This is a genomic window from Nocardia sp. NPDC059154 (assembly GCF_042755705.1).
Taxonomy (GTDB): Bacteria; Actinomycetota; Actinomycetes; order Mycobacteriales; family Mycobacteriaceae; genus Nocardia.
Genome location: NZ_JBHZCS010000058.1, coordinates 11,521 through 24,538, shown reverse-complemented (window position 1 = coordinate 24,538; position 13,018 = coordinate 11,521). Strand labels below are relative to the sequence as shown.

Genomic DNA, 13,018 nt, shown 5'->3' with positions numbered 1-13,018 from the left:
CGTTATCTCGAGGCTGCCGCTAGCATCAGGGGAAAGACGATGAATGCTCGTTAACCAAAGTGGCCGTTGAGCTGGGTGAATGCCGGTGCGACGGCCATCCGGTCAGGGAGTGGAAGAAGGAACAGCAGCTATGCCGATTGCTTCCGACTCGGACACCGATCCGGTGCCCGAGTATGCCGCCTGGCGCAAGGGTGTCGCCGGGGTGCTGGCGAAGGCCCGCAGGGTGGATGCGAGCGACTTGCCGGATGAGCCGGAGAAGCTGCTCGCGGTCACGACCTATGACGGCCTGACCGTCAACCCGCTCTACACGCGCCGCGACGAACTGCCCGAGCAGCCGCTGCCCGGGCAGTTCCCCTACGTGCGCGGTGGCGACGCCACCCGCGACGTGCACCGTGGCTGGTTCGTCAGCCAGCGTTTCGGCGGCCCCGATGCCAAGGCTGTCAACGCGGACATTCTCTTCGCGCTCGACAACGGCGTGAGCGCGGTGTGGCTGGGTGTCGCCGAGCGCGGCGTGCCGGTCGACGGGCTGGCCACCGCACTGCAGGGCTTCCTCTTCGAGCTGGCGCCGCTCACCCTCGACGCCGGGCCGGCCGCCAATGAGGCTGCGGCCGCACTGTTCTCGGTGCTCGACGGCTATGAGGCCCCGAACCGCAAGGACATTCGGGTCTCGCTGGGCGCCACCCCGCTGACGAGCCTGTTCGCCGGCTCCTCGGCCATCGACCTGGACGGCGCGGTCGCGCTGGCCCAGCAGGCGGTGGCCCGCACCGAGACGGTCCGCGCGATCACCGTGTGCGGCGTGGCCTTCCACAATTCCGGCGCCTCCGACGCCCAGGAACTGGGTGCGGCGGTGGCCGCGGGCCTGGAGTACCTGCGCTCGCTCACCGACGCCGGGGCCGATATCGCGGATGCGCTGGAGCAGCTGGAGTTCCGCTTCGCGGCCACCGACGACCAGTTCGAGACCATCGCCAAATTCCGTGCCGCCCGGCGACTCTGGGCGCGCGTCGCGCAGGTCTGCGGAGCTCCGGCCTTCGGTAACGCGCCGCAGCAGGCGATCACGTCCGCGGCCATGATGAGCCAGCGCGACCCGTGGGTGAACATGCTGCGCACCACCCTCGCCGCGTTCGGTGCGGGCGTCGGTGGCGCGGACATCGTCACCGTGCTGCCCTTCGACGACGCGCTGCCCGCCGGCGAGCTCGAGGTGTCCAAGGCGTTCTCGGAGCGCATGGCCCGCAACACCCAGCTGCTGCTGCTCGAGGAATCCCGCCTCGGCCACGTGCAGGACCCGGGCGCGGGCTCCTGGTACGTGGAGTCGCTGACCGACGAGCTCGCCGCCAAGGCGTGGGAGTTCATGCAGGAGATCGAGGCCGCTGGCGGCTACCTGGCCGCGCTGCAGGCGGGCCTGCTCGCCGAGCGCATCGCCGAGACCAAGGCGAAGCGCGATTCCGATGTGGCGCACCGCAAGACGGCCGTCACCGGTGTCAACGAGTTCCCGAACCTGGGCGAGAAGCCGCTGTCGGAGGCCGCGCGCGCCAAGACCTCGCCGGCCCGCTACGGCGCGGCCTTCGAGGCGCTGCGCAACCGCTCCGACGCCTACCTGGCCGCCAACGGCGCGCGCCCGCAGGTGCGCCTGGTTCCGCTGGGCCCGGTGTCGGAGAACAATGTTCGTGTCACCTTCACCACCAACCTGCTGGCCTCCGGCGGCATCGAGGCGGTCGCCGAGGCCGGTCCGTCGATCGCCGTGCTGTGCGGCTCCGACACCCGCTACGGCACCGACGCCGCCGCGGCCGTGGACGAATTGCGGGCTGCCGGTGTGACCACCGTGCTGCTGGCCGGACCCGAGAAGGCGGTCGCGGAGCTGACCGGCGCGCAGCGCCCGGATGGCTTCGTGGCGGCCCGCATGGATGCTGTGGCGGCTCTGACCGGCCTGCTCGAAAAGCTGGGAGCGTAGAGATGAGCGATATCAAACATCGCATCGGCAATTTCGCCGAAGTGCCGCTGACCGAGGGCGACACCGCGCCCGCCGACGTCAGCGCCGCGCAGGTCGACGCCTTCGTCGCCGAGGCCGCGAGCGCCAATCACTATGCGCCCGAACAGCTCACCTGGTCGACTCCCGAGGGCATCGAGGTGCCGCCGGTGTTCACCAAGGCCGACCGGGACGCCATCGCCGCCGAGGGCTACCCGCTCGACAGCGTGCCGGGTGTGGCCCCGTTCGTGCGCGGCCCGTACCCGACCATGTACGTGAACCAGCCGTGGACGATCCGCCAGTACGCGGGCTTCTCCACCGCCGCCGACTCGAACGCCTTCTACCGCCGCAACCTGCAGGCGGGCCAGAAGGGCCTGTCGGTCGCCTTCGACCTGGCGACCCACCGTGGCTACGACTCCGACCACCCGCGCGTCACCGGTGACGTCGGCATGGCCGGTGTCGCCATCGACTCCATCCTGGACATGCGAGAGCTGTTCGATCACATTCCGCTGGACCAGGTTTCGGTGTCGATGACCATGAACGGCGCGGTGCTGCCGATCCTGGCGCTCTACGTCGTCGCTGCCGAGGAGCAGGGCGTCAAGCCCGAGCAGCTGGCCGGAACCATTCAGAACGACATTCTGAAGGAGTTCATGGTCCGCAACACCTACATCTACCCGCCCAAGCCCTCGATGCGGATCATCTCCGACATCTTCGCCTACACCTCCGCGAAGATGCCGAAGTTCAACTCGATCTCCATCTCCGGCTACCACATCCAGGAGGCCGGAGCCACGGCCGACCTGGAGCTGGCCTACACCCTCGCCGACGGCGTGGAGTACATCAAGGCCGGTCTGGACGCAGGCATGGAGGTCGACAAGTTCGCGCCGCGACTGTCGTTCTTCTGGGCGATCGGCATGAACTTCTTCATGGAGGTCGCGAAACTCCGTGCGGGACGGCTCCTCTGGAGCGAGCTGGTCGCCAAGTTCGAGCCCAAGAACTCCAAGTCGCTGGCGCTGCGCACGCACTCGCAGACCTCGGGCTGGTCGCTGACCGCGCAGGACGTGTTCAACAACGTCGCGCGCACCTGCGTGGAGGCCATGGCCGCCACCCAGGGCCACACCCAGTCGCTGCACACCAACGCGCTGGATGAGGCCCTCGCGCTGCCGACGGACTTCTCCGCCCGTATCGCCCGCAACACCCAGCTGCTCATCCAGCAGGAGTCCAACACCACCCGTCCGGCCGACCCGTGGGGCGGCTCGTACTACGTGGAGTGGCTGACCCACCAGCTGGCCGAGCGCGCCCGCGCCCACATCGCCGAGATCGAGGCGCACGGCGGTATGGCGCAGGCGATTTCGGAGGGCATCCCGAAGCTGCGCATCGAAGAGGCCGCCGCCCGCACCCAGGCGCGCATCGACACCGGCCAGCAGCCGGTGATCGGCGTCAACAAATACCTGGTCGAGGAAGACACCCCGATCGAGGTGCTCAAGGTCGAGAACTCGCGCGTGCGCGCCGAGCAGAACGCCAAGCTGGAAAAGCTGCGGGCGGAACGCGATTCGGCCGAGGTCGAGAAGGCGCTGGCCGAATTGACCCGTGCGGCGGCCTCGTCCGAGGGCGGCATGGACAACAACCTGCTCGCCCTGGCCATCAACGCCGCGCGCGCCAAGGCCACCGTGGGTGAGATCTCCGACGCGCTGGAGCAGGTGTACGGCCGCCACCAGGCCGAGATCCGCACGCTCTCCGGCGTTTACCGCGAGGAGGCCGGCAAGGTGACCAACATCAGCAAGGCCATCGAACTGGTCGAGGCGTTCGCCGAGGCGGAGGGCCGTCGCCCCCGCATCCTGGTCGCCAAGATGGGTCAGGACGGCCACGACCGCGGCCAGAAGGTGATCGCCACGGCCTTCGCCGACCTCGGCATGGACGTCGATGTGGGCCCGCTGTTCCAGACCCCCGAGGAGGTGGCGCAGCAGGCGGCCGACAACGACGTGCACGTCGTCGGTGTCTCGTCGCTGGCCGCAGGCCACCTCACGCTGGTGCCCGCCCTGCGGCAGGCACTGGCCGATGTCGGACGCCCCGACATCATGGTCACCGTCGGCGGCGTCATCCCGCCCGGTGACTACGACGAGCTGTACGCCGCAGGTGCCGCCGGCATCTTCGGTCCCGGCACCATCATCGCCGATGCCGCGATCGACCTGATCAAGAAGCTGGCCGCACAGCTGGGCCACGAGATCGGCACCGGCGCAACGGAATGAGCGACGCCGCACGCGGGACCGAGGGTGGCGGAATCCACCCTCGGCTCGGCACCACCGCCGGCGTCGGCCTGCCCGGCCCCGCCGGCGCAGAAACGCCCGGCCCCGGCGCCCAGCCCACCACTCCGGTGGCGCGCCGGGTGATCGACGTCGACCAGCTGGCCGCGCAGGTCCGGGCAGGGGAGCGGGCCGGCCTGGCCCGCGCCATCACCCTGGTCGAATCGACCCGCACCGACCACCGGGACCTGGCCCAGCAGTTGCTGCTGCGGCTGACCCCCGAAGCGGGCAAGGTGGTGTCCAATCGCGTTGGTATCACCGGTGTTCCGGGTGTCGGCAAGTCGACGTTCATCGACGCGCTGGGCATGTACCTCATCGGCCAGGGCCACCGCGTGGCGGTACTGGCCGTGGACCCGTCCTCGACGCGGACCGGCGGCTCGATCCTCGGCGACAAGACCCGCATGGCGCGACTGTCGGTGGAACGGGACGCCTTCATCCGGCCGTCCCCCACGGCCGGAACCCTCGGCGGCGTAGCGAAAGCGACCCGCGAGACCATCGTGCTGCTGGAGGCGGCAGGCTACGACGTCATCCTGGTGGAGACCGTCGGTGTCGGCCAGTCCGAGGTCACCGTCGCCAATATGGTCGATGTCTTCTGCTTCCTCACCCTGGCCCGCACCGGCGACCAGCTGCAAGGAATCAAGAAGGGCGTCCTCGAACTCGCCGACCTGGTGGCCGTGAACAAGGCCGACGGCCGCCACGAACTGGAGGCCAAGGCCGCCGCCCGGGAGCTGCAAGGAGCCATGCGGCTCATCCACCCGCGCGAATCCCTGTGGCGTCCACCGGTTCTCACCATGTCCGGCCTGAACGGCATCGGACTGGATTCGTTCTGGGACACGGTCCTCACCCACCGCCGCGTCCTCACCGAAGCAGGCGAGTTCGCGGAGAAGCGCCGGCGCCAGCAGGTCGACTGGACCTGGACCATGGTCCACGACAACCTGCTCCGCCGCCTCACCGAGAACCCGAACGTCAAGGCCCTGCGCACCCAGGTGGAAAAACAGGTCCGCGACGGCTCGCTGACCCCCGCGCTCGCCGCCGAAGAAATCCTGCGGGCCTTCGACGAACGGTCCTGAGCCCCATGGACATCCGGATCCGACCAGGTACCGAATCCGACGCGGAAGCGGTCGCCACGCTGCACACCGCCAGCTGGCGCACCGCCTACGCGAGCATCATGCCCGAGACCTATCTGACCGGTGCGCTGTCCGACGACCACAAGGCGCTCTGGCACAGCCGCCTGACCGGCGACCGATCCGAAGGCGACCTGTTCATCGCCGAATCCGGTTCGGAAATACTCGGATTCATCTACCTGGCACTCCGCGCAGACGGCCGCATTCTCATCGACAATCTGCACGTCACCCCGACCCTCAAACGAGGCGGCATCGGCTCCCGCCTCCTGCACCACGGATTCGAATGGGCCGCTGCCGAATACCCCGGCCGCCCCGTCTACCTCGAAGTCCTCCAGGCCAATACAGCCGCCATCGCCTTCTACGAGCGCCACGGCGGCCACCCCGGCGAACCCCGGACCGCGCACTTCCCCCAGGGCTTCGATCTCCAGGAACTGGAAATTACCTGGTCACGCAGCTGATACGGGAATCGCGATCAGTCGATCGACGCGGCGCAGCCGGGCAGCCATCACACCGACGGTGAACACCGACAGACTTACGGTGACCAGGGCTCGACGATGACTGCGTCGGCGGCAGACCAAGCGAAAAGCCGAAGAACCAAACCTGAAGAGACAAGGGATTAAAGGACAAAGGATGCAGTAATGATGGGGTGAACGCCGCGGCGGTCGTCCTGACTCGAAAAGATGCTGACCGTGGTGTCATGTCCAGAATCTGTCGGTCGATCCGGCCATATCGTCGAATTGAACTGCGGCAGAACAGTTTTCACTCCATGCCCCCCAGCTAATTCTTCCTCTTCCTAAACTCCCAAAGCCCCCGCGAAAAGCGGCCAAGAATCATGTATGTCGTCCTGCCAATACGGCCACGCATGCGTCCCATTCCGATACACCACCTGCGCCGGAATCCCCAGCGAACCCAACGCTCCGACAAGCGAATCCGTGCAGGCTCGCACCACCGTCTCCATAGCCCCACCCACGGCCAGCCGATCCGTCAGCGCGTTGACATCCCCACCGATGCTGGGATCGGTGAGCGAGTCATGAACTCCCAGAATGCCATTCCCCGCAGAAATGTAGAGCGCCACACCGCGCAGTCGGTCCGCGTTGAGAACCGGGTCGTGGGCGCTCCAGGCCGGATTGTCGTCGCCGCCCCACATATTGGCGGCATTCGCGCCGAACAGCTCGAGCGTGGATCGCACGTAGGTCCGCGCCGCCGCGTCCGCCGTGCGCGGGCAACCGCTGAAGGAACCCACCGCCTGATACATACCGGGTGCTTGGATAGCGAGGTTGAGTGCGGAGGTGGCCGACATCGATGCGCCCGCGACGGCATTGCGCCCCGTCATCGCGAATCGCGATTCCAGCAGCGGCGGTAATTCGTGAATAAGGAAAGTAGACCATTGGTTCCGGCCCAGTGTCGGATCATCGGCGACCCAGTCGGTGTAGAAGCTGGCACGGCCGCCGATCGGGGTGATGACATTGACCGGCTTGTCGGCGAAGAACTGGGCGACATCGGTGCGATTGGTCCACGGGCCGCCGGTCTCACCGCCGTCCACGGCATTCAGCAGGTACAGGGCGGGCGCGGGGCCGTTCGGGTGTGAAACCCACACCGGAATGGTCCGGTTCATGGCCGCCGAGTAGACGGTGACCTCGTACTGGCGGCCGCCCAGCGGGCGCACGTCGACGATGGAAGCCCCTTCGCCGGGGTCGGCCGCCGCAGTGACGGGCGCAAGGGCAGCAAATGTGGCGATCAAGGCAACGAGGTAGCGTGACAGCCGATGCATGACAGCGAGTATGTCGCTTTTGGGGCTATTTTCCAGGAATAATCGTGCGTGTTGGTCTACGGAATGTCCTGCGGTGACGCGATTGCATCCTTCTAGAAACCGTTCGGTAGCAAACTTGTAGCATTACCCATCGGAACGGCCTGGAAGCGTGGCCGCCCAGCGCGTAAACCGTGCCGGGCCGACCCGCCGGTTGTCAGATCATGGCGCGCAGCGGACCCTCGGGCTCGACGCCCATGATGGTCAAGGCCGTCGAGTGGTACAGCGATCCGGGCGTGTGGATGGCGTGCTGCAGACCCACGTGCGCGTCCCGCCAGAACCGCTGCATGACATTCTGCCGCCGCACCGCATTGCCGCCGGACCGGGCGAAGATCTCGTCGACCGCCGACACCGCTCGCCAGGCGCAGCGAACTTGATTGCGGCGCACCAGGGAACGATCCTCGAAGGTGATGGTCTTCCCGGCCTCGGCCTGGTCGTAGAGGCGGCTGATGCCGTCCAACAGCTGAGTGCGTGAGGCCGCGATATCTGCGGCCGCCTCGGAGATGGCCGACAGCACGTACGGATCGTCCTTGATCTTGGTGCCCATGGCCGTGACCCGGTCGCGCTGATAGTCCAGGTGCGCCGCGAGCGCGCCCTCGGCGATGCCGATCACCGCCGAGGTGATGCCCAGCGGGAACATGGCCCAGAACGGCAGCTGGTAGACGGTCTCGGTGCGGCCCGCCCGCTCGGCCGCGATCTCACCGGCCGCGACGGCATCGAATTCGATGGTCCGATAGGCCGGAACGAACGCGCCGTCCACGATGACGTCCTTGCTGCCGGTGCCCTGCAGCCCGATGACATCCCACGAGTCGTCGACGATCGTGTAGTCCTTGCGCGGCAGCACCACGTGCAGCACGGTCGGCGGCATGACCGGATTGCCGTCGGCGTCACCGAGTAGCGCGCCCAGGAAGATCCAGTCGCAGTGATCGGTGCCGGAGGAGAAGTTCCAGCGGCCGCGCAGGGTGTATCCGCCGTCGGCCGGCGTCGCCACGCCCTGGGCGGCATACGGCGAGGCGATCCAGGTGTCGGGGTTCTCACCCCACACCTCGTTCTGCAGCCGCCGGTCCATCAGCGCCATCTCCCACGGGTGCACGCCGCCGACGCCACATACCCAGCCGGTGGACCCGCAGTGCTGGGCCACGGCCATGACCGCCTCGGCGAAATCGCGCGGATGCGCCGCGTACCCGCCGAAATCGGCGGGCTGCAGCAGCCGCATCACCCCTGCCTGACGGATCAGCTTCACGCTCTCGTCGGAGAGCTTGCCCAGCCGCTCGGTCTCCTCGGCGGTCGCCGCCAACTGGCCCGACAGCTCCGCGACCCGGTTCACTACCTCGTGCGTCATCGCAACTCCCCACTGGTTCGGTGTGCCCCTATTAGAACGCGTTCTAGCGGCGATGTCCGGGAATCTGCTTGCCCGCGAGCGAAATTCCCGATGATCGGAACCCGCCCTGCGCCGGGGTCCGGGCGATGTTATCGCCGGGTGTGACGCAGCCGACGGTCAGATAGATTGTGCACAATCTAATTGCTGGCTACCGTATTGGACATGACCGATGAGCTGGCGCTGGAAAACCAGCTGTGCTTCGCGCTCTACTCGGCGTCCCGGGCCATGACCGCCATGTACCGGCCCCAGCTGGACGCCCTGGGCATCACCTATCCCCAATACCTGGTGCTGCTCGCGCTCTGGCAGCGCGACGACCGCACCGTCGGCGATCTGTGCTCGGCCCTGGAACTGGATTCGGGCACGCTGTCGCCACTGCTCAAGCGGCTCGAGGCGGCGGGCTTCGTGGCACGCCGCCGCTCGACCGCCGACGAACGCCGCGTGGAGATCACGCTGACCGACCGCGGACGCGAACTGCGTTCGGCCGCATGCCGGATCCCGGCGCGCTCGGCCGAGATCGCCGGCCTGCCCGGCGAGGAACTGATCCAACTGCGGGAAACCCTGCACCGACTCACCGAAGCTCTCACCGCCCACACCCGATCGAAGGAGACCCCCTGATGAACGTGCTCTACACCGCCGAAGCCCTCGCCACCGGAGACGGCCGCAACGGCCAGGTCCGCACCGCCGACGGCAAGATCGACGCCACGCTCTCGATTCCGAAGGAGATGGGCGGCAACGGCCTCGGCACCAACCCGGAGCAGCTCTTCGCCGCCGGGTACGCCGCCTGCTTCCACTCGGCGCTGCGCACCGTGGCGCGGTCGCTGAAGGCGAACGTGGACGACTCGGCCGTGGGCGCGAAGGTCGGCATCGGCCCCAATGACGCCGGCGGATTCGGCCTGGCCGTTACCCTCGAGGTGTCGCTGCCACACCTGCCCCTGGACGAGGCGCAGGCGCTGGCGGACAAGGCTCACCAGGTGTGCCCGTATTCCAATGCCACTCGCGGCAATATCGAGGTCGACGTCATCGTGGTCGAAGACTGAGGAGGATGAGCATGCGTGCGGTAATCATCGAACAGTTCGGCGAGCCCGAGCAGGTCCTGACCACGGCCGAGCGGCCGGTGCCAGAGCCCGGGCCGGGTGAGGTGCGGATCGCGACCACACTGGCCCCGATCCACAATCACGACCTGGCCATCATCCGGGGCGTCTACGGCTACCGGCCCGAGCTGCCCGCCATCCCGGGCACCGAGGCCGTGGGCCGCATCGACGCCCTGGGCCCGGAGGTCACCGGCCTGGAAATCGGTCAGCGCGTGACGGTTTCGGGTGTGCAGGGCGCCTGGGCGGAGTACTTCGTGGCCAAGGCGGGCGGGATCGTCCCGGTGCCGGATACGGTGTCCGACGCGACCGCGAGTCAGCTGCTGGCCATGCCGCTGAGCGCACTCATGCTGCTCGAGGATCTCGATGTCGAGCCCGGCCAGTGGATCGCGATCAATGCCGCCAATGGCGCGGTGGGACGACTGGTGAACCAGCTCGCCCGCGCCCGCGGCGTCCACGTCCTGAACCTGGTGCGCAGCGCGGCGGCCGCGAAGTCGTTGCGGGAGCTGGGCTTCGAACCGGTGCTCGAGACCGAGTCGGGGGACTGGCAGCAGCAGGTCGCGGCGGTCACCGGCGGCGAACCCATCGCCCGTGCGGTGGACCAGGTCGGTGGGCCGGCCGCCAATGACCTGCTGTCGGTGCTCGGCCCGCGTGGTGAGCTCATCACCTTCGGCGCGCTGTCGGGCCAGCCGCTGGTGCTCAACCCCGGCCCGATCATCTTCAAACAGGCTGTGGTGAAGGGCTTCTGGGGTTCCAAGCGCGCCGAGGAGATCGGCGGTGACGAACGCCGCCGCCTCATCACCGAGCTGGTGACCCTGGCCGCCCGCGGCGAACTGGACCTGGCCATCGAGGCCACCTACCCGCTCGCGGAGGCCGCCGAGGCCGCGGCCGCCAGCGAACGCCCGGGCCGCAATGCCAAGATCGCGCTCAGCGCCGCGGCGCTACCCGGCCAGTAGGACCGCGATCAGCGTGATCGCGCCGGGCAGCGCCTGCCCGACGAAGATCCGGCGGCTCGCGGTGGCCCCACCATAGAGTCCGGCCACCACGACGCAGGCCGCGAAGAAGATCTTCGCGGCCTGCCCGACCGGATCGGCGGCAATCAGACCCCAGATCAGCCCCGCCGCCAGAAAACCGTTGTAGAGACCCTGATTCGCGGCGAACACTTTGGACTCCTCGGCGAACTCGGCCGTGACGCCGAAGCCCGCGCGCACCCGCGGAGTGGTCCAGAGGAACATCTCCATGATCAGGATGTAAATGTGCAGCGCGGCGAGCAATCCGACCAGGATGTCCGCGACCAATCGCATGACCGACCCGCCTTCCGTGAGGTTTCAGCCGACACCGACCACCGCGTCTCATCGTGTCAGACCCACGCGCCGGAAGGCCCTGAGCCCATCGTCGAAACCCGGAGCGTCGCGCCCCGGTGAGCTATCCGATGCCGAAGAGGTCCGCCGCATTGCGGTAACAGACCGCTCGCAGCCAGTCGTCACCGAGACCGAGCCGCTCGAGCGCGAACAGCGCATGGCCGTACGAATAGGGAATGTTCGGGAAGTCGCTGCCGAACAGGATGCGATCCCCGAAGTCCCGCAGGCGCGGCAGCTCGGCGGCCGGGAAGGGGTCACCGGCCTCGAAGAAGTCGGTGAAGTTCATGGTGGTGTCGAACAGAACTCCGGGGCTGTCCGCGGCGATGTCGAGGAACTCGCTGTACTCGGGCGCCCCCATGTGCGCGATGATCAGACGGAGTCGCGGGAACCGCCGGAGCAGTTGGGCGATCGGCTCGGGACCGGTGAATCGCCCGGCGGCAGGCCCGGATCCACAGTGGGTGACCACCGGGATGCCCGCCTCCTGGACCAGTCCCCACACCTCGTCCAGCAGTGGATCCGCCGGGTGATAGTTCCCGACCTGGATGTGCAGCTTGAAGATTCGCGTCCCCGACCCGATCGCGGCACGCACATACTCGGCCGCGCCCGGCTCGGGGTAGAAGGTCGACGTGTGCAGGCAGTCCGGGGTGCGGTCGGCGAAATCGGCGGACCAGTCGTTGAGCCAGGCCGCCATCTCCGGCTTGTGCGGGTAGACCATCGAGGTGAAGGCACGAACGCCGAAGCTGCGCAGGGTCTTCAGCCGCACCTGCTCCTCGGCGCGATAGGTGATCGGCCACTCGCGGTGGCCGAGCAGTGGCCCGGCCGAATCGAAGTAGCCCCACACCTTGCGCAGCACCTGCTCGGGCATGAAATGCGTGTGGACATCGATGATCCCGGGCAGCCCCAGCCGCGTATGGAAATCGGTGACGTAGTCGAGGTCCTGCTCGTCGGTCACCGGCTCGAATCTCCTTCCGCGAACACGGTTCGCGCGTAATCCCCGACCCGGTCGACGAGCCGTTCGAAGAACAGCTCCGGATCGGTCCCGATCACGATGTCGGCGTTGGGTTCCCGTCCCCACATGCCCGCCCAGTCGGCGACCGTGGTGGCGCGGGTGATGGTTCCGGTCAGCTCCACGTCCACGGTCGCCGGTTTGGTGACGGCCAGGCTCGGGTCCAGTGCCACGGCCGCCGCGAACGGGTCGTGCATGTGCGCCAGATACCCCTGGTCGTAGAGCTTGTGGAAGTCGAAGTAGAAGCGGATCGCATCGGTCAGGTACCGAACCAGCGGATTGCTGGCCGCCGACCGCGCCTCGGGCGGATCGCTCTCGCTGACGTGCTCCACCGGTGTGCTCCCGGCCCGTTCGGCCAGCAGCGCCAGGTGTTTGGGCTTCATCTCGATGGTCTCGGTGATGTCGAGCGCACACACGATGGGCCGGCGGTCGGCGGGTGCGGCGGCGAAGGCGTCGAACACCTCCTTGGCCGCTTCCGGATCCACGTGCACGTTCCACTCGTTGGTCGGGGTGGTGTTGCCCGGATGGTTGAACGCGCCGCCCATGATCACCAGGCGCCGGAGCAGCTGCGGCAGTTGGGGTTCCATCCGCAGCGCCAGGGCGAGATTGGTGAGCGGCCCGGTGCACAGCCCGACGATCTCGTCCGGATGCTCGCGCACCAGGTCCACCCACAGCTGGGCCGCGGATCGGCCGGACAGGGTCCGGCTGGTCGGCGGCAGCTCGGCGTAGCCGACGCCCTGGGGCCCGTGGGTGTCCTCGGTGGTGCGTAGCGGTACGACCAGGGGTGTCAGCGCGCCCTGGGCGACCTCGAGCTCCGGGGCCCGCACCAGCTCGAGCAGCGCGAGATTGTTGGCGGCCACCTGCGGCGCGGGCACATTGCCCGCGGTGGAGGCGATTCCGACGATCTCGGCCTCGGGGGAGGCGAGGAGGTAGAGCAGGCCCAGGGAGTCATCGATGCCGGTGTCGTTGTCCATGAGGATCTTCTGCC

12 protein-coding genes are annotated in these 13,018 nt (G+C 68.0%); 7 read left to right on the top strand and 5 right to left on the bottom strand.

The features are described 5' to 3' along the window. Nucleotides 1-130 precede the first annotated feature (130 nt). The 4 genes from ACFXN1_RS37215 to ACFXN1_RS37200 all read left to right on the top strand — a co-directional run bounded on the left by ACFXN1_RS37215 (nt 131) and on the right by ACFXN1_RS37200 (nt 5,845). The gene (locus ACFXN1_RS37215) at nt 131-1,948 is read left to right on the top strand and encodes a methylmalonyl-CoA mutase family protein (RefSeq protein WP_379442127.1); all 1,818 of its coding nucleotides are present in this window, start codon (nt 131-133) and stop codon (nt 1,946-1,948) included. A gap of 2 nt (nt 1,949-1,950) precedes the next feature. Beyond that, nucleotides 1,951-4,209, top strand: a complete 2,259-nt coding sequence (gene scpA / locus ACFXN1_RS37210) for a methylmalonyl-CoA mutase (protein WP_379442126.1) — start codon at nt 1,951-1,953, stop codon at nt 4,207-4,209. A 125-nt stretch (nt 4,210-4,334) separates the two neighbouring features. Continuing rightward, nucleotides 4,335-5,333, top strand: coding sequence for a methylmalonyl Co-A mutase-associated GTPase MeaB (meaB, locus tag ACFXN1_RS37205; RefSeq protein WP_379402684.1), 999 nt, complete (start codon nt 4,335-4,337; stop codon nt 5,331-5,333). 5 nt (nt 5,334-5,338) lie between these two features. Next, nucleotides 5,339-5,845 (top strand): GNAT family N-acetyltransferase, encoded by a 507-nt coding sequence (locus tag ACFXN1_RS37200; protein ID WP_379442124.1) that lies wholly within the window; start codon nt 5,339-5,341, stop codon nt 5,843-5,845. A 335-nt stretch (nt 5,846-6,180) separates the two neighbouring features. On the opposite strand, the gene ACFXN1_RS37195 is transcribed toward ACFXN1_RS37200, so the two are convergent. Together ACFXN1_RS37195 and ACFXN1_RS37190 are read right to left on the bottom strand one after the other, a co-directional pair. Further along, nucleotides 6,181-7,158 carry an alpha/beta hydrolase gene (locus ACFXN1_RS37195; RefSeq protein WP_379442123.1) on the bottom strand — a complete coding sequence of 326 codons (978 nt, stop codon included), beginning with the start codon at nt 7,156-7,158 and terminating at the stop codon, nt 6,181-6,183. 193 nt (nt 7,159-7,351) lie between these two features. After that, entirely contained in the window at nt 7,352-8,536 is a 1,185-nt protein-coding gene (locus tag ACFXN1_RS37190; RefSeq protein WP_379442121.1) for an acyl-CoA dehydrogenase family protein, read from the bottom strand. Between the two features lie 201 nt (nt 8,537-8,737). On the opposite strand from ACFXN1_RS37190, the gene ACFXN1_RS37185 reads away from it, so the two are divergent. From ACFXN1_RS37185 to ACFXN1_RS37175, 3 genes are read left to right on the top strand one after another with little or no spacing between them, the layout of a single operon-like run. Beyond that, a complete protein-coding gene (locus ACFXN1_RS37185; RefSeq protein WP_379402638.1) occupies nt 8,738-9,190 on the top strand; it encodes a MarR family winged helix-turn-helix transcriptional regulator in 453 nt (150 codons plus the stop codon). Continuing rightward, nucleotides 9,190-9,612 carry an organic hydroperoxide resistance protein gene (locus ACFXN1_RS37180; RefSeq protein WP_379442120.1) on the top strand — a complete coding sequence of 141 codons (423 nt, stop codon included), beginning with the start codon at nt 9,190-9,192 and terminating at the stop codon, nt 9,610-9,612. The genes ACFXN1_RS37185 and ACFXN1_RS37180 overlap by 1 nt, the downstream gene beginning before the upstream one ends. Before the next feature lie 11 nt (nt 9,613-9,623). Beyond that, complete coding sequence (locus ACFXN1_RS37175) at nt 9,624-10,619, top strand: zinc-binding dehydrogenase (RefSeq protein WP_379442118.1); 996 nt, start codon at nt 9,624-9,626, stop codon at nt 10,617-10,619. On the opposite strand, the gene ACFXN1_RS37170 is transcribed toward ACFXN1_RS37175, so the two are convergent. The 3 genes from ACFXN1_RS37170 to ACFXN1_RS37160 form a co-directional block, all read right to left on the bottom strand. Beyond that, nucleotides 10,605-10,967, bottom strand: coding sequence for a DUF1304 domain-containing protein (locus ACFXN1_RS37170; RefSeq protein ID WP_379442117.1), 363 nt, complete (start codon nt 10,965-10,967; stop codon nt 10,605-10,607). The genes ACFXN1_RS37175 and ACFXN1_RS37170 overlap by 15 nt on opposite strands. A 121-nt stretch (nt 10,968-11,088) precedes the next feature. Beyond that, the gene (locus tag ACFXN1_RS37165) at nt 11,089-11,976 is read right to left on the bottom strand and encodes an amidohydrolase family protein (protein ID WP_379442116.1); all 888 of its coding nucleotides are present in this window, start codon (nt 11,974-11,976) and stop codon (nt 11,089-11,091) included. Then, a complete protein-coding gene (locus ACFXN1_RS37160) occupies nt 11,973-13,004 on the bottom strand; it encodes a nucleoside hydrolase (protein WP_379442151.1) in 1,032 nt (343 codons plus the stop codon). The genes ACFXN1_RS37165 and ACFXN1_RS37160 overlap by 4 nt, the downstream gene beginning before the upstream one ends. Nucleotides 13,005-13,018: the final 14 nt, after the last annotated feature.

Excerpts from the sequence above, each read along its gene's own strand:
- ACFXN1_RS37185 (WP_379402638.1), top strand. The coding sequence starts at position 8,738 with ATGACCGATGAGCTGGCGCTGGAAAACCAGCTGTGCTTCGCGCTCTAC.
- ACFXN1_RS37195 (WP_379442123.1), bottom strand. The coding sequence starts at position 7,158 with ATGCATCGGCTGTCACGCTACCTCGTTGCCTTGATCGCCACATTTGCT.
- scpA (WP_379442126.1), top strand. The coding sequence starts at position 1,951 with ATGAGCGATATCAAACATCGCATCGGCAATTTCGCCGAAGTGCCGCTG.
- ACFXN1_RS37170 (WP_379442117.1), bottom strand. The coding sequence starts at position 10,967 with ATGCGATTGGTCGCGGACATCCTGGTCGGATTGCTCGCCGCGCTGCAC.
- ACFXN1_RS37215 (WP_379442127.1), top strand. The coding sequence starts at position 131 with ATGCCGATTGCTTCCGACTCGGACACCGATCCGGTGCCCGAGTATGCC.
- ACFXN1_RS37160 (WP_379442151.1), bottom strand. The coding sequence starts at position 13,004 with ATGGACAACGACACCGGCATCGATGACTCCCTGGGCCTGCTCTACCTC.
- ACFXN1_RS37200 (WP_379442124.1), top strand. The coding sequence starts at position 5,339 with ATGGACATCCGGATCCGACCAGGTACCGAATCCGACGCGGAAGCGGTC.
- ACFXN1_RS37175 (WP_379442118.1), top strand. The coding sequence starts at position 9,624 with ATGCGTGCGGTAATCATCGAACAGTTCGGCGAGCCCGAGCAGGTCCTG.
- ACFXN1_RS37190 (WP_379442121.1), bottom strand. The coding sequence starts at position 8,536 with ATGACGCACGAGGTAGTGAACCGGGTCGCGGAGCTGTCGGGCCAGTTG.
- ACFXN1_RS37180 (WP_379442120.1), top strand. The coding sequence starts at position 9,190 with ATGAACGTGCTCTACACCGCCGAAGCCCTCGCCACCGGAGACGGCCGC.